Source organism: Nocardiopsis sp. LDBS0036, from assembly GCF_041228755.1.
Taxonomy (GTDB): Bacteria; Actinomycetota; Actinomycetes; order Streptosporangiales; family Streptosporangiaceae; genus Nocardiopsis; species Nocardiopsis dassonvillei.
Genome location: NZ_CP141103.1, coordinates 435,057 through 455,385, shown reverse-complemented (window position 1 = coordinate 455,385; position 20,329 = coordinate 435,057). Strand labels below are relative to the sequence as shown.

Genomic DNA, 20,329 nt, shown 5'->3' with positions numbered 1-20,329 from the left:
CCTTGGATGTCGGGGCTCGAACGCGGAGCCTGGCACGGGACGCCTCCGCGCACTCGACGCGGAGGGGCCAGCAGGTCTTCGGACTCGGGTTCGCCCGGACGGGGTGCCTTCCCAGGTCGGTGCCGCCTCGACTCCGTGGTCGCCGCGGCCTCCGCCCCAGTGGCGTGAGTACCCCGCCCGTCCCCCTCACCGCTGCGCGTCAGTTCCGGATTCGCACCGGATTCCCTGACCACGTACGTGGTACGACTGGCCCCGGCAGACTATCAAGGCCCCCTCGGCCCCTCACGGCCGGAAGGCGCACAGGGGCCGCGCCCGCGCCACCGCTCCGGTGCCCGCCCCGGTCAGCGCGGCTCCGGGGAGCCGGTGGAGCGCTGGGGCCGCGCCCTCGCTCCGGCCGACACGGACGCGGGCGCCCCGGAACACCGGATGGCGGGCCCGCTCGCGCGGGCCGCGGCCGGCGGACACGGCGGCGCGGACCACGCGGCGGAGCCGGGACCGGCGCACACACCGGGAGTACGATCGTGACCGGCCGCACACGGCCCCGCACCACCGCGCACTACCAGCATCCGGCAGAGAGGGGTCCTGGAACATGACCACGACGACGTTCGACCCGCGCGCGCTGCTCGCCCAGAGCAGGCTCGGCGTCCTGGCCACCATCAAGGCCGACGGCCGCCCCCAGCTCTCCCCCGTCCAGCCCTTCTACGACGCCGAGACCGACCTGCTGCACGTCTCCATGACCGAGGGCCGGGCCAAGACCGCCAACCTGCGCCGCGACCCGCGCGCCACGCTCCAGGTCACCAGCGCCGACGGCTGGGCGTGGGCCACCGCCGAGGGCGTGGCCACCCTCACCGGGCCGGGCACCGACCCGCACGGCCCCGAGGTCGAGTCACTGGTGGACTACTACCGCCTCGCCGCCGGGGAGCACCCCGACTGGGAGGAGTACCGGTCGGTCATGGTCTCCGACCGCAGGGTGCTCATGACCATGCCCGTCGACCACGTGTACGGCGAGAAGATCCGCTGACAACACGAACGGGGCGGGGCCGCGGTCTGCCGCCGCACCCCCGCCCCACGCGGGCGGCCGCGGTCCACCCGCGCCCCGCCCACGACCGGCCCTAACGCTTCATGCCGTGCTCGATCGCCTCGATGATGCGCGGCCGCATCTCGGCGGCGCTGATGATCGCGTCCACCGAACCCACCTCGACCGCGCGCTGGATGCTGTGCACCCGGTCGAACTCCGCCGCGACCTCGCCGAGCTTCTCCGCCCGCACCGAGGACTGCGTCTCGGCCAACCGGGCGTTGAGCGCGGCCCGCTCGGCGCCGCTGGCCGCCGACACCTGCTCCTGGAGCCCGGTCACCCGCGGGTCGCTCGCGGTACGCGTGTTGACCTCACCGGCGAACACCACGGCCGCCGCCGGGGCCCCGCCCAGCACCGAGGCGAACGAGCCCTCCAGCGCGAGCACCGTCATGTTCGGGTTGAGCGCCTTGGAGAACACCACGAACGCGCCGCCGTGGTAGCGCGAGATCACGCAGAACACGATCGGGCCGTCGAAGTTGACGATCGCCCGGCCGATCTCGGCCCCGTACTCCAACTGGAGCTTGCGCAGCGACTCCGGTGAGCCGTCGAACCCCGACAGGTTGGCCAGCACCACCAGCGGCCGGTTGCCCGACGCCGCGTTGATCGCCCGCGCCACCTTCTTGGACGAACGCGGGAACAGCGTGCCCGCCGTGTAGGTGTCGGGGCCGTCGGTGGGCGGGAAGCCGTGCCGCGGCACCGACCGCGACTCGATCCCCACCAGGCACACCGGCCAACCGCCGATGTGCACGTCCTGCACCGCCGCCGTGTCGGCGTCGGCCATGCCCGCCCAGCGCTCCAGCACCGCGTGGTCCTGGTCCGAGAGCGCCCGCATCACCGTGCGGATGTCGAAGGGCTTCTTGCGGTCCGGGTTGTGCTCGGCGGAGAAGATCTCGCCGACGGTGGCGAAGTCGCTGCCCGCCACCGCGTGCGGGAACGCCGAGACGTCGCGGTCGACCGGGTCCAGGGTCCTGGCCCGGCGCGGCGCCTCCTCCCCCGGCACGACGTAGGTGTGGTCGTAGTGCGCCATGAGGATCTCACGGGCCGAGGCCAGGTTCGGCGCCCAGTACTGCGCCTGCCCGTTGGGCCCCATCACCCGGTCGTAGCCGCCGATGCCGAAGTTGTCCTCGGCCGACACCCCGCCGGAGAAGTCCAGCGACTGCTTGCCGGTGAGCACCATCGCCGAGTCCGGCGTCATCACCAGGATGCCCTTGGTGTGCATGAGCATCGTCGCCTCGGCGTTCCAGTACGGCTGGGCGCCGACGTTGATGCCCGCGACCACGATGTTGATCTCGCCGCCGTCCTGGGTGAACTCCACGATCCGCTTGAGCGCGGCCGCGACCCAGTCCATGTTCTCGGTGCCCGAGGACATCGAGATCCGCGCGCCCGCCGACAGCGCGAACCACTCCAGCGGCACCCGCATCGACTCGGCCAGGTCCAGCGCGGCGATCACCCGCGAGCACTCGGGCTCGGAGAGCGCGCCCAGCGCCTTGGTCGGGTCGCCCAGCAGCACCACGCGCGTGACCCCCTCGGGGTGGCGCACGGTCGGCGTGGTGACCACACCGGCCACGATCGCCGCGGAGTTGTGCCCGCGCGGCCGGTCCACCGGGACCAGCACACCGTTGTCGTCCAGGTCGTACTCGGTGAAACCGCCGCCCGGACCCGACAGCAGGCCGGTCAGCTCGTAGGGGTAGACGGTCCCGCGCCGGGCCGCGCGCAGCACCTTCTGGCGGTAGTCGTCCAGCGGAAGCACCGGCTCGGTCGAGGGCTCCTCGACGTGGACCCGCGCGTCCTGGCCCTGGTCCAGGCTGATGCGCACCGCGACCTCGGTCAGCTCACCGGAGGAGGTGCGCTGGCGGGCCAGGAACTGGACCTCCTCCAGCCCCGCCCCTGCCGTGGTCGGCAGCAGCCGCTGGACCAGCGTGTCCAGCTCCTCGGGGGTCAGCTCGGTCGCCGGCCACACGTACATCATGATGCGGTTGGTGTCGAAGCGCCGGTTCTGCGGGCGCTGCGCCTGGATGTTGCGGATCGCGTCCAGGCACCCGGTGACCGTGTCCTCCAGCGCGGGCAGCGCGATCAGGCGCCCGTCCGCCTCGCGCAGCGGCGTCAGGTCGCGGACCTGGCCCATCGCGAAGAGGCGCTCGTCGGCCGGGTTGCTCTTGGCCACCGCCCGGAACAGGTAGATCTCCTCGTCGGCCGAGGGCAGCCGGGTGAGGTCGAACTCGCGCAGGCGCTGCAACTGCAGGCGCCGGGCGATCTGCGGGTGCAGGCCGCGGATCAGCCGGTCCTCGACGAAGCCGTCCCCCTCGGGCCGGAAGGTGAAGTGGTGGTGCATCACCGCGCCGCTGGTACCGGCGACGGTGGCGGTGACCCGGCGCACGCCCGCGGGCAGCGGGTGCTCGGCCAGCAGCCCCCCGAGCCGCACCGCCATCGCGTCGGCGTCGGGCTGGCCCTCCCAGGTGAGGTAGAGGTCGGCCACCAGGCCGCGCTCGGCCACGTCGGCGGCCAGCTCACCGACCGCGCCGAGGGCGTCGGGCAGGGCGGCGATGTCGACGGCGGTCGTGACCACGCGCGTCAGGCCGCCCGCGCCATTGTGCTCGGCGGTGACGAACCGGCAGCCCCCGACCTCGCGCGCCGCGACCCCGGACAGCCCGCGGTTGCCGTAGTAGCGGCGGGTCAGCACCTCCAGCAGCGGGGCGTGGTCGCGCCCGGCCCGCCCCATGCGCTGGCCGACCAGCCGCACCAGCGGCTCGGCGCTGGCCACCATGGCCTGGATCCGCTCCGCCCGGTCCGGCGCGTCCGGGTCGCGGTCGAGGTGGCGCAGGTCGTCGCGCACCGCGGCGTAGACCCGTGCCCGGTTGCGGCGCAGCAGCGGCTGGGCGAACCAGCGGAAGACCACACCGCGGGCCAGGTCCGACACCGCGGGGAAGCGCACCTGCGTGGCCTCCACCAGGTGCTCCAGGGCCAGACCGGCGCGCTCGCTGAGCGCCTCCGCGGGCGGCCCGCCCGCCAGCCAGCGGCGCAGCAGCTCCGACACGATCGCCAGCGCGGCGCCTGTGTTCTGCTGGGCCAGGAAGATCCGGAAGACCGCGGCTTCCAGCTCCGGCGTGCGGTCCAGGTCGGAGACCCCGTAGTGGGCCAGGACCCGGGTGAGCTTGGCCTGGAAGCCCTCGCTCACCCCGGCGCGCTCCACGTCCAGGCTCTGCAGGTAGCTGTGGAAGAACTCGCGCGGGCTGTGCACCGAGCTGTGCGGCTCGGTGTCGGGCTCCCCGCCCGGCTTGTTGCGGCTCAGCTCGCACAGGTCGGCGAACACCATGAACAGGTCCAGCTCGCCCTCGACCGGACGACCGCCCATCTCGGCGCGCGCGACCAGGTAGTCGGCCAGCACCCGCCCTCGGTCGTGCGGGTCGGCGTCGAAGCCCAGCAGCAGACCGCGCAGGTCCTGCAGGCCGCGCTCCACGCGCTCGGCCGCGGACGCCTCCCCGGCCTCCTCGGGCAGCTCGATCGCCACGGCCTCCGGGCCCGACTCCGCCTCCTCGGCGTCCCCGTCGGACAGCGGCTCCAACCGCATCAGCGGCGCACCGGTCTCGACCTGGCTGCCCACCGACACCGGGCACTCGCGCACCCGGGCGCGGAACGGCGCACGCAGCACCGTCTCCATCTTCATGCTCTCCAGCACCAGGACGGGCGCGCCGGACTCGACCTCGTCGCCCACCGCCAACGGCGTCGCCACCACCAGGGCCGGCGCCGGGGAGCGGAGCACACCGCCCTCGTCGCGGCTGATCCGGTGCGTGACGCCGTCCACCTCGACCAGGTGCACCGGTCCGTGCGTGGCCGACACCAGCCGGAACCGGTGGCCGTTGACCACGATCTGGCCGCTGTGCGCGTCGAAGCGCTCGACCTCCACGTCCGCCGGGTGCACGTCGCCGCCTCCGGAGACGCCGACGCGGAACCGCCGGTGCCCGACCCTGGCCACGCTCACCCGGTAGCCCACGCCGCGCAGCTTCAGGTCCAGCGGACGGCCGCTCTCGTGCTGCACCTGCGGACGGCCGCCGTGCGCGGTGGACAGCAGCCGCTGGCGGCTGACCTCCTCCTCGTCCTGGTAGGCCTCGATCGCGGCCGCGGCCAGGGCCACCGCGGAGTGGCGGTGGCTGACCAGGCGCCCCTGGGCGCGCACGCGGTCGATCCAGCCGGTGTCGGCGCTGGCGTCGATCACCTCGGGCTGGTCCAGCAGGTCGAGCACGAAGCTCTTGTTGGTCGCGCCGCCCTCGATGATCACCGTGGTCTCGGCCATCGCGCGGCGCAGCCTGGCCAGCGCCTGCTCGCGGTCGCGGCCGTAGGCGATGACCTTGGCGATCATCGAGTCGAAGTCGGCCGGGATGGTGTTGCCCTCGCGCACACCGGTGTCCACGCGCACGCCCGGACCGGAGGGCAGGACCAGGCGCGCGATGCGGCCCGGGGCGGGCGCGAAGTCGCGGTCGGGGTCCTCGGCGTTGAGCCGGGCCTCGACGGCGTGGCCGGACTCGACCGGCTGGGGGCCCTCCAGCCTGCCGCCGCTGGCCACGTGCAACTGGAGCCGGACCAGGTCGGTGCCGGTGGTGATCTCGGTGATCGGGTGCTCGACCTGGAGGCGGGTGTTGACCTCCAGGAACGCGAACAGCTTCTCGCCCGGGTGGTACAGGAACTCGACGGTGCCCGCGCCGCGGTAGTCCACGGCCAGCGCCAGCCGCTCGGCCGACGCCTTCAGGTGCGCGGTCTGCTCCGCGTCCAGGACCGGGGAGGCCGACTCCTCGATGATCTTCTGGTTGCGCCGCTGCACCGAGCAGTCGCGCACGCCCAGCGCCCACGCCGTGCCCTGTCCGTCGGCGATGATCTGGACCTCGACGTGGCGGGCGCCGGTGACCAGGCGCTCCAGGAAGACCACGCCGGAGCCGAAGGCGCGCAGCGCCTCCTGGCTGGTGCGCTCGTAGGCCTCGGCCAGGTCCTCGCCCGAGGCGACCATGCGGATACCGCGACCGCCGCCGCCCGCGGTCGCCTTGAGCATCAGCGGATAGCCGATCTCCTCACCGGCGCGCAGCGCCTCCTCCAGGGTGGCGACCTCGCCGCGGCTCCACGGCGCGACCGGGACGCCGACCTCCTCGGCGATCAGCTTGGCGCCGATCTTGTCGCCGAGCTTGCGCATGGCCTCGGCGCTGGGCCCGACGAAGGTGACGCCGATCCTCTCGCACAGCTCGGCGAAGGCCGGGTCCTCGGCGACGAAGCCCCAGCCCACCCACGCCGCGTCGGCGCCGGTCTGGACCAGCGCGCGCTCCAGGACGGCGTGGTCGAGGTAGGGACGGGCCGAGGCGGGACCCAGCGAGTAGGCGACGTCGGCCTCGCGGACGAAGGTGGCGTCGCGGTCGGCGTCGGTGTGGAGGGCCACCGTCTCGATCCGCGTGCCGGTTTCCGCTGAGAGGTCCCGGACAGCGTGGATGAGCCGCATCGCGGCCTCTCCACGGTTGACGATGGCGACACGACTGAACACCGGTTGAGCCTCCCAAGTACCACACGCAGAAGGCGACGTCCGGGTCTCGGAGCGTCGCCTGCACCTACCTTTCTACCCTGGTCGGTTACCGCCCGGTACACCAATGGGCCGAACCACGCATAGCGAAGCCGATGCGTTGTGGGAACCCCACAAAAAACGCTCGGCCACACCGCCCGACCCCCGTTTCACGCGAGATTCGCCACACCGCAGGGCCGCTTCCCCCGGCGGCGGTGACCAGGACGGTGTCCGGCTGGCGAACGCACCGCAATAAAGGACTATTGGCCTATCCAATAGACCAAAGAATGTCCGACGGGTCGGCCCCGCGGTTTTCCCGCGTACCGTTTTCCCGGAACGGCCGACCTCAGGACAGCGGCGACGGGAACAGCGACCGCCCCGCCACAGAGGCCGGAACCTCCAGCCCCGGAGCCAGACCCGGATCCGGCTCCGGCGCCCCGAACACCCGCCGCACCGGCAGCACCCCCGCCCACACCGGCAGGGCCAGGTCCTCCTCGTCGTCCGCCGGCGGCCCCGTCCGCACCTTCACCGACGCCTCCTCCAGCGACAGCGCCAGCACGCGCGTGGCCGCCAGCTCCTTCGCGGTCGGCTGGCGGGCCTCCTCCCACCGCCCCGGCGTCAACTGCTCGACCAGCGCGCGCAACCCCTCCAGCCGCTCCCGCTCGTCCTCCACCACCCGAGGCACGCCGTAGACCATCGCGGAGCGGTGGTTGACCGAGTGGTGGAACAGCGACCTGGCCAGCACCAGGCCGTCCAGCAGGGTCACGGTCACACACACCTCACCGCCCGCGCGCAGCGACCGCGCCCCCGTCGAACCGTGCAGGTACAGGGTGTCCCCGATCCGCCCGTAGGCGGTGGGCACCACCATGGGCGCGCCGTCGACCACCACCCCCAGGTGGCACACCATCCCCTCGTCCAGGAGGTCGTACAGGTCGGCCCGGTCGGTGCGGGCCTTGTGCTTGCCGCGGCGCAGCCGGGTGCGTTCTGTCGTGGAGAGCATGACCGTAGCCTAGAAAGCAAGTGGACCTTACGACCATGGCCACTTCTGCCCGAAAACGAAGGACCACTGTGCCCCGCCCCCTGGCCGAACCGGCCTTCCACCTCGACCGTTCCGCCGCCCGCCCCCTTACGACGCAGCTGTCCGACGCACTGCGGGAGGCCATGTCCGGCGGGACGCTCGCACCCGGGGAACGCCTGCCCTCCAGCCGCGCCCTGGCCGCGCAGCTGGGCGTGAGCAGGACCGTGGTCACCGAGGCCTACCAGCAGCTCTACGCCGAGGGCTGGTTGGAGGGACGCCACGGCTCGGGCACGTTCGTCGCCCAGGACAGCTCACCGCCCTCCCCCTCCCGGCCCTCCGCCGACGGACGCGGCGCTCGTGAGCACACCATCAGCGGCGACGACGGCGGACACGGCGCCCCGTCCGCCACCGCGAGCCCCGCCGTGCGCACCACCGCCCCGCGCCCCTCCCGGGAACAGGCCCGCAGCCAGGGCATGATCGACCTGCGCCCCGGCGCCCCCTGGGTCCGCGACCACGACCGCGCCGCCTGGCGCCGGGCATGGCGGCACGCGGCCGAACAACCCCTGGACGAGGACCCCGACCCCCGCGGCCTGCCCCGGCTGCGCGCACTCCTGGCCGACCACCTGCGCCGCACCCGCGCAGTACGCATCGGCCCCGAGAACGTCATGGTCACCCGCGGCACCGGCAACGGCCTGGACCTGGTCGGGGCCGCCCTGCTCGGCGCGGGCACCCGCGCGGGCGTGGAGGAGCCCGGCTACCAGAAGGCCCGCACCATCCTGGCCGCCCGCGGAGCCCGCGTGCTCCCCTGCCCGGTCGACCACGACGGCATCCTCACCGAGCACCTGCCCGACGACCTGACCCTCGTCCACACCACACCCGCCCACCAGTACCCGCTCGGCGGACGGCTGCCCGTCCCGCGCCGCGAACGCCTCCTGGCCTGGGCCCGCCGGAACGCGGCGATGATCGTGGAGGACGACTACGACGCCGAGTTCCGCTACGACGTGGCGCCCCTGCCCGCCCTCTACGGCCTGGGCCCCGACCGCGTCATCCTGCTCGGCACCCTGTCCAAGACCCTCTCCCCCGACCTGGGCATCGGCTGGATCGTCGCCGAACCCCCGCTGCTGGAACGCCTGGCCGCCGTCCGCCACGACCTGTCGGACCGCACCAGCGTTCCGGTCCAGGCCGCCACCGCCCTGCTGCTCGAACGCGGCGACCTCGACCGGCACCTGCGCCGCATGCGCCTGGAGTACGCCCGCCGCCGCGGGCTGCTGATCGACCTCCTCACCACCCGCCCCGTCGGGGACACCGCGGGCCTGCACGTCCTGCTCCCGTTGCCCGCCGACGCCGTCGCCCCCGTAGTGGCCGAGGCCGCCGAACGGGGCGTGCTGGTGGACGACACCTCGCGGGCCAGCCACGGCGCCCCGACCGTGCACGGACTGGTCCTGGGCTACGGGTCGGCGCACCGCGCCGACCTGCGCCGCGCCTGCGCGGTCCTCAACGAGGCCGTCGCCCGCCACACCGGCCACACCGCCTGAGCCGGGCGGCGGGGAGCGCGCGGGGAAGGAGCCGGGCGCGGGCGGCGGGGGGACACGCCGCCGCCCCGCGCCCCGACGGACCCCGAGCCGCGACCGGTCACACCTCCAGTTCGGTCTGCCCGGGCACCTGCCGCTGCCGCTCCTGGCCGCTCTGGGCCAGACACCTGCGGCAGGTCACCGGCCCCGCGGAGGCGCGCAGCCGCAGCGGGTCGACGGAGGCGTGACAGGCCACGGCCGGGACCGGCACCCCCGCCCACATGTGCGTGGCGAGCGCGTGCACGACCAGGGCGTTGCCGATCCGCACCCCGACCGCTCCCGCCAGCTCCTCCCTGCGGCGGCGCAGGGTCGCGGTCAGGTGCTCCACGGCGGGGTCGCCCCCCTCGTGCCCCTGCCCGCCCATCAGGCCTCGGCCCAGACGCCCAGTTCGTTGCCACTGGGGTCGGTGAAGTGGAAGCGGCGCCCGCCGGGGAAGGCGTAGGGGCCCCGCACCACACGGCCGCCCGCGCCCTCCACGGCCTCGACGGAGCGGTCCAGGTCGGCCGAGTACAGCAGGACGAAGGGGCCGCCCGCGCGCGTCTCCTCGCCCAGCGCGAGGCCGCCCACCTCGGGGGCGTCCGGGCCCTCGGGGTTCTGGATGCCCGCGTAGCCGGGGCCGTAGTCGTTGAAGCGCCATCCGAACGCCTCGGCGTAGAAGCGCCGCGCCCGGTCCAGGTCGGTGACCGTGAGCTCCAGGTAGTCGATGGCGTGGTGTCGGTGTGCTGGCTGTGTCATACGCCGATTCTCGGGCACGGTGCCGACAGTCGTGTCCCGTTGGGCTGCCCGGTTTCGTGAAGAGACTCCTCTGTTCAACGGAAAAACGGACAAGTGGCACCTTTACCACGTAGATTCATAACTTGGACAAGAGGCGCGAAAGACGCGCCACCCGGCCCCATGGCCACCGGGCGGGCGGCCCGTGGCGGTGGGTGCGGGCCGGGTCCCGGGACTGACCGGCCGGGTGTCCGGGCTACGCGCGCGGCCCAGCCGCTGGAGGGGTCCCGGGGTTCGGAATCGGGATAACGCAGGCGAAGCAAGGTTCGGCTAACCTCACCTGGAGGCGGTCCACCCCCGTGCCCCCGAACCAGGAGGAAGAGGTCCCGTGCGCGTCGAACAGCCCGGCCACCGCGCCATGATCCGCACCCGCGTGGTGCGGACCGAGCGCCTGAGCAAGCACTTCGTCACGGTGACCCTGGGCGGCGCCGAGCTGGCCGACTTCGCCTTCCTCGGACGGGACCAGTTCGTGCGCCTGTTCCTTCCCCGCGAGGGCCAGGACCGGCTGCACATGCCCGCCGACGCCGGCAAGCGGTGGTTCGAGCAGCTCCGCGCCATGCCGCCGAGCCGCCAGCCGCACGTGCGCAGCTACTCGGTGCGCCGCTTCGACCCCGAGGCGCTGGAGATGGACATCGAGTTCGTGGACCACGGCGACGCCGGTCCCGCCTCCGCCTGGGCCCGCGCCGCCGCTCCCGGCGACGAGGCGGGCATGCTCGCGGACGGTGTGTACTACGTGCCCTCGGAGGAGGCCGACTGGCACCTGCTCGTCGGCGACGAGAGCGCCGTACCCGCCCTGCTCTCCATCCTCGAACAGGCCCCCGCCCACCTGCGAGGACAGGCCTACCTCGAAGTCCCCAGCACAGACGACATCCGCCCCGTCCAGGCCCCGCCCGGAGTCGACGTGCACTGGCTACCCCGCACCGACCCCCACACCGTCCCCGGACGACTCGCCCTGGAAACCGTACGCACCGCCGAGTTCCCCCCAGGACGCCCCTACTGCTTCGTCGCCGGAGAGAACGCCCTCCCCACCGAACTGCGCCGCACCCTCGTCCGCCAACACCACATCCCCAAGGACGACATCGCCTTCATCGGCTACTGGCGCCACGGCCGCGCCGCCATGGACTAGGCGCTCCGGGCCCTCCGGTCAGGAATCGAGAAGCGCCGCCCCCGCTCCCCCGTCTAGCGTTGGCACCACGGACCCCACCGGTCACACGGACCGGCACGCGACGGCCGTCGCCCGGCGCTGGTGGGCCGACCCAGACGACGCCGACGCAGAGGCCTCACCCGACCGAGGGAGATCACGATGAGCACGGCCACCAGGGCGGACGCGGAGGCGCCCGAGCCGCACGCCGCCGACAGCCACGACCTGATCCGCGTGTACGGCGCACGTGAGAACAACCTCCGGGACGTCAGCGTCGAGATACCCAAACGCCGCCTGACCGTGTTCACCGGCGTCTCCGGCTCGGGCAAGAGCTCCCTGGTGTTCAACACGATCGCCGCGGAGTCGCAGCGGATGATCAACGAGACCTACAGCGCCTTCGTGCAGGGCCTCATGCCGACGATGGCCCGGCCCGACGTCGACGTCCTCGACGGGCTGACCACGGCGATCATCATCGACCAGGAGCGGATGGGCGCCAACGTCCGCTCCACGGTGGGCACCGCCACCGACGCCAACTCGCTGCTGCGCATCCTCTTCAGCCGCCTCGGGAAACCGCACATCGGCTCGCCCAACGCGTTCGCGTTCAACGTCGCCTCGGTCCAGGCCAGCGGCGCCATCAGGGTGGGCAACGGCAAGGCCGTGAAGCAGACCTTCAGCCGCACCGGCGGCATGTGCACGCACTGCGAGGGCCGGGGCACGGTCTCCGACATCGACCTCACCCAGCTCTACGACGACTCCAAGTCGATCGCCGAGGGCGCGTTCACCATCCCCGGCTGGAAGTCGGACAACTTCTGGACGGTGCGGGTCTACGCCGAGTCGGGCTTCGTGGACCCCCGCAAGCCGATCCGCGACTACACCGAGGAGGAACTCGCCGACTTCCTCCACAAGGAACCGGTCAAGGTGAAGATCGAGGGCGTCAACCTCACCTACGAGGGGCTGATCCCCAAGATCCGGAAGTCGTTCCTGTCCAAGGACCGGGAGGCGATGCAGCCGCACATCCGGGAGTTCGTGGACCGGGCGGTCACCTTCACCGCCTGCCCCGAGTGCGACGGCACCCGCCTCAGCGAGGAGGCCCGGTCCTCCAGGATCCGCGGGATCAGCATCGCCGACGCGTGCGCGATGCAGATCAGCGACCTGGCCGCGTGGGTCCGCGGGCTCGAGGAACCCTCCGTGGGGCCGCTGCTGGAGAAACTGGGGCACACGCTCGACTCCTTCGTGGAGATCGGGCTGGGCTACCTCTCACTCGACCGCTCCTCGGGCACGCTCTCGGGCGGCGAGGCGCAGCGCACCAAGATGATCCGCCACCTGGGCTCCTCGCTCACCGACGTCACCTACGTCTTCGACGAACCCACCGTGGGACTGCACCCGCACGACATCGAGCGGATGAACCGCCTGCTGCTGCGGCTGCGCGACAAGGGCAACACCGTACTCGTCGTGGAGCACAAGCCGGAGACCATCGCGATCGCCGACCACGTGGTCGACCTCGGCCCCGGCGCCGGTGACGACGGCGGGCGGATCGTCTTCGAGGGCGGCGTCGGGGGGCTGCGCGCCAGCGGCACCCTCACCGGCCGCCACCTCGACGACCGGGCCCGGCTCAAGCCGCGGGTGCGCACGCCCCGGGGCGCCCTGGAGATCCGCGGCGCCGACGCCAACAACCTGCGCGGCGTGGACGTGGACGTGCCGCTGGGCGTGCTGTGCGTGGTGACCGGCGTGGCGGGCAGCGGCAAGAGTTCGCTGGTCCACGGGTCGATGCCCGCGGGCGCGGGCGCGGTGTCGGTGGACCAGGGCGCGATCCGCGGCTCACGGCGCAGCAACCCGGCCACCTACACCGGGCTGCTCGACCCGGTCCGCAAGGCCTTCGCCAAGGCCAACGGCGTCAAACCGGCGCTGTTCAGCCCCAACTCCGAGGGCGCCTGCCCGGCCTGCAACGGAGCCGGGGTGCTCTACACCGACCTGGCCATGATGGACACGGTGGCCTCGCCGTGCGAGGAGTGCGAGGGCAGGAGGTTCCAGCCGCAGGTGCTGGAGTACCGCCTGGGCGGCCCGGACGGCGGCCGCGACATCAGCGAGGTGCTCGCGATGTCGGTGGCCGAGGCGCACGCGTTCTTCGACGGCGAGGGGGCGAAGGTGCCCGCGGCCGCGCGGATCCTGCGGCGTTTGGAGGAGGTCGGCCTGGGCTACCTCAGGGTCGGCCAGCCGCTGACCACCCTGTCCGGCGGCGAGCGGCAGCGGCTCAAGCTGGCCGTCCACATGGCCGGGGAGGGCGGCGTCTACGTCCTGGACGAGCCGACCAGCGGCCTGCACCTGGCCGACGTCGAGCAGCTGCTCGGCCTGCTCGACCGGCTCGTCGACTCGGGGAAGTCGGTCGTGGTCGTCGAGCACCACCAGGCGGTGATGGCGCACGCAGACTGGATCATCGACCTCGGCCCCGGGGCGGGCCACGACGGCGGCCGGGTCGTGTTCGAGGGCACGCCCGCCGATCTCGTCGCCGCCCGCTCCACCCTCACCGGCGAGCACCTCGCGGCCTACGTCGGCGCCTGACCGGCCCGCGCGCGAAGCAGGCGGCCCCTGGCCCGTGCCGGGTCCGCTGTCCGTCGGGCGGCGGGCCGGGCCCGGGAGGGCCCCGCCGCCGGGGCCTCAGCCCGCGGCGGTGACCTCCAGCAGCGAGCCCACGCGCTCCACCGTCAGCCGGGACTCGCGGCGCAGGGCGGCGGTGTCCATGCCCTCGTCGCCCAGCACGACGAGCAGGGCCTCCATCCCGACCGCGTAGACGACCGCGTAGCCGCCCTGGCAGCGGGTGACGACCTCGCGCAGCGGTCCCAGCCCCGTCTCGTCACCGGTGCGCTTGCCCAGGCCCAGGGAGGCGGCGGCGAGCGCGGCCAGCGCGTGGGGACGTCCGCCCTGGATGTCGGAGGCCACCAGCATGCCGTCGGAGGCGGCCACGGCGCTGTCGGTCACGCCGACGACGTGCTCGCGCAGCCGCGCCAGCTCCTCGGCGATCTGACCCTGAACCATCTACTCGCTCCCGTGCTCGTCGGTCGGCCGCGGCGCGCGGCCGGTGTGGGCGTCCAGGTCCTGTAGTGCGCGGCGCACCCTCTCCAGGGGCACCGCGGCGCGCTGCGCGCGGCGCAGGGCGGCGATGGGCCCCGGTTCGGGCTCCTTGGGGCCGAACAGGCCCGGCCGGGGGCGCGGTCCCCGGGGCACCGGGGAGGGGGTGCGCTTGGGCAGTGCGGTCAGGCCGCCCGCCTCGTGTCCCCCGGCGGGCGGTTCGCCGCCGCGGGCCGGACAGGGGTGTCCGGTCGTGCTCATCGGGCCGCCTCTTCCCCGACCGCCGCGGCCGTCCCGTGGTCGGCGCCCAGTGAGCGCAGGCGTTCGCGCACGTTCCCGGGGACCGGGACGGAGGAGGACGGGGGCGCGGGGCGCACGGTGTTGGCCCCCGGACGCCGTTTGGCCAGCGCGGACGGGCCCTCGTCCGGGGCGGCGGCCTCGGGCGTGCGGCGGGTGAGGCCGTCCGCCCCGCCGGGGGCGGCGGCCTCCAGCAGCCCGCGTTCGGTGAGGCGCGCGACGTCGGCCATGACCCCGGTCAGCCCCCGGCCCAGGGCGAAGGCCAGGTCCCGGGGGGTGCGGCGGCCGTTGGCCTGGGCGAGCAGGAGCCGGTAGGCGGAGGGGAGGGAGTCGTGTACCGGCCCGGCGGGCACGGGGCGACGGCGGGCCAGGTCCGCGGGCGCGCCCCACCGGTCGGCGAGGAAGGCCAGGCGGCGCCCGGCCTCGGCCAGCACCTCCTCGGGGTCCAGGCCGTGCTCCAGGCCCAGCAGCGGCGGCGCGGCGTCGGAGAGCACGGCCTCCACCCGGGGTTCGGGGGACAGGCACAGCGCCAGGACGCCGTCCGCAAGCGCCGTGGCGCACGCCAGTTCCAGTACCGCGGCCGAGACCGCGCCGCGGTCCAGCAGTTCCCGGGCCAGGCTGTCGGTGTGGGCGGCCGCCTCGTAGGCGGCGGCCCAGGCCCCGGCGGGGACCGTGCCGGACCTGACCAGGAGGGTCTCGGGTGTGGGCGCGGCCGGTGTGGTGACGGCGGTGACGCGCCCGGCGGTCAGGTGGACCAGGGCCTCGGGCGGGCCGGTCAGGCGCAGGGCTCCGGTGAACCCCTCCTCGCGGGCGCGGAGCAGGGGCTCGGCCAGGGCCCGCGGGGGCTCGGCGGCGCTCATGACAGCAGCGCCGCGGTGTGCTCGTCGGCCTGGAGGCGGGCCAGCGCGAGGTTGGTCCGCGCGCGGTCGAAGACCAGGACGAGCAGGACCTCGTCCGCGCCCGGGGAGGGCACGGCGCGGGTCAGCACGTGGTGCCCGTCGGTGGTGACCACGCTCTCCCGGACCGCCGGTTCGCGGGAGGCCAGGGCCAGGTCGAGGGCCAGGTGGTGGGAGTCCGCGACGTGCTCGGGGTCGGGCAGCGCCGACACCGCACCCGACCGCGCGTGCGCCTGACCCGTCGCGCGGTCCACGAGCATCGCGGCCACGACCCCGTCACAGCTCAGGTAACGCTCCGTGGATACAGCTGTGCTCGACACGTGCCCCCCGGTGTCTGGTTGCCTCCAAAAGACATTTAACAGTCAAAGAGGAGCAAAGAGAACACACTGTGGTAACGATGGACTCCCGCCACAAACTGTCCACTTACGCACCCTCCGGGCGTTTCGCTAATTTTCGTCATGTATCGCCGCTCCCGCGGTGGACACCGAGCGTGAGGAGACGCCATGAACGCCGACGCGGCGATGAAGGAAGCCATGGGGATCGAGGGCGCGATCGGCGTCGCGGTCGTCGACTACGAGAGCGGCATGTCCCTGGGCACCATGGGCGGCGGCGGCCACTTCGACCTGGAGATGGCCGCGGCGGCCAACACCGAGGTCGTGCGCGCCAAGACGCGCGCCCTGGGCGCGATCGGCCTCGACGACCGCATCGAGGACATCCTCATCACGCTGAGCAGCCAGTACCACCTCATCCGCCTGCTGGAGAAGTCGCACGGCAGCGTCTTCCTCTACCTGGCGCTGGACCGCCAGCGCGCCAACCTGGCCATGGCCCGCCACACCCTCCGGCGCGTGGAGAGCGAACTCCAGCTGTGACCCGGCCCGTCCCGCGCCCGGGGCGGCGCGGGTACGGACGGCGCCCCCTCCCGGACTCCCCGCCCCGGCACCCGCGCTCCGAACGGCGCTGACCCGGCCGCGTGCGGCGCTGACCGTGCCCGGCCGGGCGCACCGGCGTGCCGCCCCCGGGCGCGGTCAGCGGGAGAGCGGCTCCCCGTCGTCCGGCGCGCCCCGCCAGCTGCGCCACAGGTCGGCGTAGCGCCCCCCGGCGGCGACCAGCTCGGCGTGCGTCCCCTGCTCGACGACGCGGCCCCGGTCCATGACCACCACGCGGTCGGCGGTCTGCGCCTGGGTCAGCCGGTGCGCCACCACCAGCGTGGTGCGCCCGGCGGTGGCCGCGGCGGCGGCGCGCTCCAGTCGCCGGGCGCCGGAACTGCCCGCCTCGGCGGTGGCCTCGTCCAGGACGGCCACGTCCGGGTCGGCCAGCACCAGCCGGGCCAGTGCCAGGTGCTGGGCCTGCTCGGCGGTCAGGGCGTGCCCGCCCTCGCCGACCACCGTGTCCAGTCCCTCGGGCAGGGCGCGCACCCACTCCAGGGCGCCGACGGCCTCCAGGGCGGCCTCCGCCTCGGCCGCGTCGGCCCCGGCGCGGGCCAGGCGCAGGTCCTCCAGCAGGGTTCCGGCGAACACGTGGGTCTCCTGGCTGACGAGGAAGACGTGCTCGCGCACCCGCCGCTCCCCCAGCTCCTCCAGGGGGATCCCGCCCAGGTACACGGTTCCGGTCGTGGGCGTGCGCAGGCCGCTGACCAGGGCGGCCAGCGTGGTCTTGCCCGCGCCGCTGGCCCCGACCAGGGCCACGCGCTCACCCGGGGCGACCTCCAGCGACACCTCCTCCAGCGCGGCCGGGCCGCCGCTGCCGTAGGAGTGGGTGACCCCCGCGACGCGGACCGAGGAACCGGCCGGGCCCTCCTCCGCGCCCGGGTCGGCCTCCACCGGGAGGTCGACCACGCCGGCCAGACGGGCCAGGCTCGCCCCGGCCGACTGCACCTCGTTGAAGTTCATGACCAGGAAGATCAGCGGGCCGAACAGGCGGTGGAAGTACAGGGCGGCGGCGGTGACCATGCCGACGCTGGCCAGGTCGGCGCGCACCAGCCAGAACCCGGCCACCAGCACCGAGGTCAGTCCGACGCACTCGGCGGCGTTGAGCCGCGACCCGAAGCGGGTGAACAGCCGGAACACCGACACCGTGATGTCCATGGCGGCGGCCGAGCGGTCGCGCACCCGGGACTCGTGCTCGTCCTCCAGGCGGTAGGCGCGCACGGCGGAACGCCCGCGCAGGGCTCCCATCATCGCGTGCGAGCGCTCGCCCATGGCCACGCGCTCGCGGGCGTAGTAGGGGCCCGAACGGGGCAGGTACCAGCGCACGGCCGTCACGTAGACCGGCACGCACAGCATCGCGGCCAGGCCCAGGCGCCAGTCCAGGGCGGTGATGCCCACCGCGGTCAGCAGGACGGTGGCCAGGGCCACGACCGCGTCGGGGCCGCTGCGGGCGATGCTGGCGGTGACCACGGCGACGTCGTCGCCGACCCGGGAGAGCAGGTCGCCGATGCGCACCCGCTCCAGGCGGGCGGCGGGCATGCGCAGCACGCGGTCCATGACGCTTTCGCGCAGGCGGGCCAGGACGGTCTCGCCGACCCGGCTGACCAGCCAGCTGCCCACACCCGTGAGCAGGCCGCCGAGCAGCCCCGCCCCGGCGATGAGCAGGACCGAGGACAGGACGGTGTCCAGCCCCCGCTGCGCCGAGATGTCGTCGACCATCCGGCCCAGCACCCAGGGGGCGACCAGTCCGGCGGCGCTGCCCGCGAGCACGGTGGCCAGGGCAAGCGGGGCGCCCCAGCCGGTGCCGCGCACCCCCTCGCCCAGCACGGCCCACGTGCGGCGGGCCGAGGCGGTGGGGAGCAGTTCCCCGTGTTCGCTCGCGGAGTCCTCCACTGGCGTGCTCATCGGTCGTCCTCGGGGTCGTGGGGGCGGGGAAGGGGGGCGCGGCGCCCCGGGTCGGCGGTCAGCGGCGGGGCGCTCCGGTGTGCCGCGAACGGCCGTGAGGCGCACCGCGTCGGCGCCGCACCCGGCGGGGCGGTCACCGCAGCACCGCCTCGCGGTAGGCCGCGTCCTCCTCGACCAGCCGCGCGTGCGTGCCCGTGCACCGTACCCGCCCCTGGGCCAGCACCACGACGCGGTCGGCGCGGGCCAGCAGCGCCGGGCTGTTCGCGACGACCAGGGTGGACCTGGCCGCACCCGCGCGGGCGGCGGCCGTGCCCCGGGCGATGGCCTCCTCGGTGACCGCGTCCACGGCGGTGGTGGGGTCGTGCAGCACCAGGACGGGCGGGTCGGCGACCAGGGCGCGGGCCAGGGCCACGCGCTGGCGCTGGCCGCCGGAGAGGTTGGCCGCGCGGTCGGCGACCGGCCGGTCCAGGCCCTCGGGGTGGCCCTCGACCAGGTCCGCGGCCGAGGCGGCGCGCAGGGCGTCCAGCAACCGCTCCTCGTCGCCGTCCGCGCCGGTGTCCAGGTTGGAGCGCAGGGTGCCCTCGAACAGGGTGGTCCCGTGCTCCTCCACCAGGACCGCCTCGCGCAGGGCGTCCAGGGCGAGTTCGGGGACGGGGACGCCGCCCACCGTGAGCGTGCCGTCCAGGGCAGCGGGTTCGGCCCGGCCCGAGAGCAGTTCCAGCAGCGCCTCGGCGTCGCGGGGGTCGGTGGTGAGCACGCCGACGAGTTCGCCGGGGGCGAGTTCGAGGTCCACCCCGCGCAGCGTGCGGTAGCTGACCCCGGACAGCGCGACCACGGGCTCCTCCGCACAGGCGCGCTCGCCCGGGGTGACCGCGTCGGGGGCGTTGAGCAGGCGTACCAGCCGCCGGGCGGAGGCGCGGGCGGTGGCGAACAGCTGGCCGACCATGCCCAGACTCTGCACGGGTTCGGCCAGGAACTGGGCGAGGCCGATGACGGTGACGAGTTCGCCGACGCTGAGGCGTCCCTGGAGGGCCATCCACCCGGCCACGCCCGCCACGCAGGCCAGGAAGACGGCGCTGGCTGCGGTGACCAGGCCGCGGTAGACGCCGTTGCTGGCGGCGGCGCCGACCGAGGCGTCCAAGGCCAGGGCGCTGGCCCGGCGGTAGCGGGCGGCCGCGTTGTGCCGCGCCCCGATGCCCATGAGGACGCGCAGGCCGCTGACCAGGTCGGTGGCCAGGGCGGTGGCCCCGGCGGCGGTGGCCTGCTTGGCCTCGCTGCGCCGGGTGATGCGGGCGGCGGGCAGGCGCAGGAGCAGCATGAGCAGGGGGACGCCGACCAGGACGCCGATCCCCAGGGGCACGTCCACGGCCAGGAGCGCGACGGTGGTGACGATGATGGCGACCGCCACGGCGATCGAGGCCGACCAGGCACGCACGTACAGGGCGGCCTGCTCGGCGTCGGAGGTGGCCACCGACAGGACCTCGCCCGCGCGCAGGCCGCTGCGCTCGCCGCGCGGGTCCAGGGCGCGGCGGGCGGCCTCCACCCGCAGCAGGTGCGCCTCGTTCTCGACGGCGCGCAGGGTGAAGCGGGCGCCGTTGCGGTAGGCCTGGGCCAGGACGGTGAAGAGCACGACCATGCCCGCGACGCAGACCGCGAGGGCGCCGACGTCGCCGGAGAAGACGGCCCAGTCGATGGTCAGGCCGATGGCCACCGGAACGAGGGCCTCGGCGACCTGGTGCAGGGAGAGCAGGACCACGCCGACGAGGACGCGGCCTCGGTTGCGCCGCAGGGTGCGGCGGCGCAGGGCGCGCACGCTGTCGGGGACCCCGCCCCCGGGAGTGCGGGGGGAGCGCCGTTCGCGCTCGGCGGCGGGGGCGGTCGCGGGGGCGGCGCTCATACGGCGCGTCCGCTCGGCGCGGGGCGCGCGGCCCCGTACAGACGTCTACTCATCCGATGTCCCGTTCCCCCCGCTGTGTCGTGCCCTGGGCAAGGCTAGTGGGCTGGCGGAGCGCCCGCGGAACCGGGAAGGAGCGCCCCCGGACCACCGTGCCACACCAAGCTTGGTTAGGCTAACCTTTCCCGAGTCGGTATACGGTCACAGCACCCCGAGACCGGACGAACCCGACA

15 protein-coding genes and 1 riboswitch are annotated in these 20,329 nt (G+C 74.3%); of the genes, 5 read left to right on the top strand and 10 right to left on the bottom strand.

Features of this window, described 5'->3' with window-relative positions; all coding sequences use genetic code 11:
- Nucleotides 1-51 precede the first annotated feature (51 nt).
- Nucleotides 52-266: riboswitch (cobalamin riboswitch) on the bottom strand.
- Between the two features lie 323 nt (nt 267-589).
- Nucleotides 590-1,021 carry a PPOX class F420-dependent oxidoreductase gene (locus tag UIS43_RS01740; RefSeq protein WP_013152643.1) on the top strand — a complete coding sequence of 144 codons (432 nt, stop codon included), beginning with the start codon at nt 590-592 and terminating at the stop codon, nt 1,019-1,021.
- Between the two features lie 91 nt (nt 1,022-1,112).
- On the opposite strand, the gene UIS43_RS01735 is transcribed toward UIS43_RS01740, so the two are convergent.
- Together UIS43_RS01735 and UIS43_RS01730 are read right to left on the bottom strand one after the other, a co-directional pair.
- Entirely contained in the window at nt 1,113-6,596 is a 5,484-nt protein-coding gene (locus UIS43_RS01735; RefSeq protein ID WP_370012234.1) for a biotin carboxylase N-terminal domain-containing protein, read from the bottom strand.
- Between the two features lie 361 nt (nt 6,597-6,957).
- Nucleotides 6,958-7,611, bottom strand: coding sequence for a pyridoxamine 5'-phosphate oxidase family protein (locus UIS43_RS01730; RefSeq protein ID WP_370012233.1), 654 nt, complete (start codon nt 7,609-7,611; stop codon nt 6,958-6,960).
- Nucleotides 7,612-7,679: 68 nt separating this feature from the next.
- Between UIS43_RS01730 and UIS43_RS01725 the strand changes: the two genes are divergently transcribed.
- On the top strand, nt 7,680-9,164 hold the full coding sequence (locus UIS43_RS01725; protein WP_370012232.1) for a PLP-dependent aminotransferase family protein: 1,485 nt from the start codon (nt 7,680-7,682) through the stop codon (nt 9,162-9,164).
- A 97-nt stretch (nt 9,165-9,261) separates the two neighbouring features.
- On the opposite strand, the gene UIS43_RS01720 is transcribed toward UIS43_RS01725, so the two are convergent.
- Both UIS43_RS01720 and UIS43_RS01715 read right to left on the bottom strand, forming a co-directional pair.
- Complete coding sequence (locus UIS43_RS01720) at nt 9,262-9,564, bottom strand: hypothetical protein (RefSeq protein WP_013152639.1); 303 nt, start codon at nt 9,562-9,564, stop codon at nt 9,262-9,264.
- Nucleotides 9,564-9,935: a VOC family protein gene (locus tag UIS43_RS01715; protein WP_013152638.1), complete on the bottom strand. Its 372-nt coding sequence runs from the start codon at nt 9,933-9,935 to the stop codon at nt 9,564-9,566. The genes UIS43_RS01720 and UIS43_RS01715 overlap by 1 nt, the downstream gene beginning before the upstream one ends.
- A gap of 364 nt (nt 9,936-10,299) precedes the next feature.
- On the opposite strand from UIS43_RS01715, the gene UIS43_RS01710 reads away from it, so the two are divergent.
- Nucleotides 10,300-11,097 (top strand): siderophore-interacting protein, encoded by a 798-nt coding sequence (locus UIS43_RS01710; RefSeq protein ID WP_071621882.1) that lies wholly within the window; start codon nt 10,300-10,302, stop codon nt 11,095-11,097.
- A 177-nt stretch (nt 11,098-11,274) separates the two neighbouring features.
- On the top strand, nt 11,275-13,671 hold the full coding sequence (locus UIS43_RS01705; protein WP_358170327.1) for an excinuclease ABC subunit UvrA: 2,397 nt from the start codon (nt 11,275-11,277) through the stop codon (nt 13,669-13,671).
- A gap of 96 nt (nt 13,672-13,767) precedes the next feature.
- On the opposite strand, the gene UIS43_RS01700 is transcribed toward UIS43_RS01705, so the two are convergent.
- The 4 genes from UIS43_RS01700 to UIS43_RS01685 are packed head-to-tail and all read right to left on the bottom strand — an operon-like array spanning nt 13,768 to nt 15,691.
- Entirely contained in the window at nt 13,768-14,145 is a 378-nt protein-coding gene (locus UIS43_RS01700; protein WP_013152635.1) for a roadblock/LC7 domain-containing protein, read from the bottom strand.
- A complete protein-coding gene (locus UIS43_RS01695; RefSeq protein ID WP_013152634.1) occupies nt 14,146-14,439 on the bottom strand; it encodes a hypothetical protein in 294 nt (97 codons plus the stop codon).
- A complete protein-coding gene (locus UIS43_RS01690) occupies nt 14,436-15,335 on the bottom strand; it encodes a hypothetical protein (protein WP_071621880.1) in 900 nt (299 codons plus the stop codon). The genes UIS43_RS01695 and UIS43_RS01690 overlap by 4 nt, the downstream gene beginning before the upstream one ends.
- The gene (locus UIS43_RS01685; protein WP_232833119.1) at nt 15,332-15,691 is read right to left on the bottom strand and encodes a hypothetical protein; all 360 of its coding nucleotides are present in this window, start codon (nt 15,689-15,691) and stop codon (nt 15,332-15,334) included. The genes UIS43_RS01690 and UIS43_RS01685 overlap by 4 nt, the downstream gene beginning before the upstream one ends.
- Before the next feature lie 183 nt (nt 15,692-15,874).
- Here UIS43_RS01685 and UIS43_RS01680 point away from each other — a divergent pair, with 183 nt between their 5' ends.
- Entirely contained in the window at nt 15,875-16,240 is a 366-nt protein-coding gene (locus tag UIS43_RS01680) for a hypothetical protein (RefSeq protein WP_013152631.1), read from the top strand.
- Nucleotides 16,241-16,396: 156 nt separating this feature from the next.
- On the opposite strand, the gene UIS43_RS01675 is transcribed toward UIS43_RS01680, so the two are convergent.
- A complete protein-coding gene (locus UIS43_RS01675) occupies nt 16,397-18,202 on the bottom strand; it encodes an ABC transporter ATP-binding protein (protein WP_013152630.1) in 1,806 nt (601 codons plus the stop codon).
- A gap of 133 nt (nt 18,203-18,335) precedes the next feature.
- Nucleotides 18,336-20,099, bottom strand: coding sequence for an ABC transporter ATP-binding protein (locus tag UIS43_RS01670; RefSeq protein ID WP_013152629.1), 1,764 nt, complete (start codon nt 20,097-20,099; stop codon nt 18,336-18,338).
- Nucleotides 20,100-20,329: the final 230 nt, after the last annotated feature.

What these genes read in the sequence shown, in the direction of transcription:
- UIS43_RS01740 (WP_013152643.1), top strand. Translation starts at nt 590, where the DNA reads ATGACCACGACGACGTTCGACCCGCGCGCGCTGCTCGCCCAGAGCAGG.
- UIS43_RS01730 (WP_370012233.1), bottom strand. Translation starts at nt 7,611, where the DNA reads ATGCTCTCCACGACAGAACGCACCCGGCTGCGCCGCGGCAAGCACAAG.
- UIS43_RS01720 (WP_013152639.1), bottom strand. Translation starts at nt 9,564, where the DNA reads ATGGGCGGGCAGGGGCACGAGGGGGGCGACCCCGCCGTGGAGCACCTG.
- UIS43_RS01715 (WP_013152638.1), bottom strand. Translation starts at nt 9,935, where the DNA reads ATGACACAGCCAGCACACCGACACCACGCCATCGACTACCTGGAGCTC.
- UIS43_RS01705 (WP_358170327.1), top strand. Translation starts at nt 11,275, where the DNA reads ATGAGCACGGCCACCAGGGCGGACGCGGAGGCGCCCGAGCCGCACGCC.
- UIS43_RS01700 (WP_013152635.1), bottom strand. Translation starts at nt 14,145, where the DNA reads ATGGTTCAGGGTCAGATCGCCGAGGAGCTGGCGCGGCTGCGCGAGCAC.
- UIS43_RS01695 (WP_013152634.1), bottom strand. Translation starts at nt 14,439, where the DNA reads ATGAGCACGACCGGACACCCCTGTCCGGCCCGCGGCGGCGAACCGCCC.
- UIS43_RS01690 (WP_071621880.1), bottom strand. Translation starts at nt 15,335, where the DNA reads ATGAGCGCCGCCGAGCCCCCGCGGGCCCTGGCCGAGCCCCTGCTCCGC.
- UIS43_RS01680 (WP_013152631.1), top strand. Translation starts at nt 15,875, where the DNA reads ATGAACGCCGACGCGGCGATGAAGGAAGCCATGGGGATCGAGGGCGCG.
- UIS43_RS01675 (WP_013152630.1), bottom strand. Translation starts at nt 18,202, where the DNA reads ATGAGCACGCCAGTGGAGGACTCCGCGAGCGAACACGGGGAACTGCTC.
- UIS43_RS01670 (WP_013152629.1), bottom strand. Translation starts at nt 20,099, where the DNA reads ATGAGCGCCGCCCCCGCGACCGCCCCCGCCGCCGAGCGCGAACGGCGC.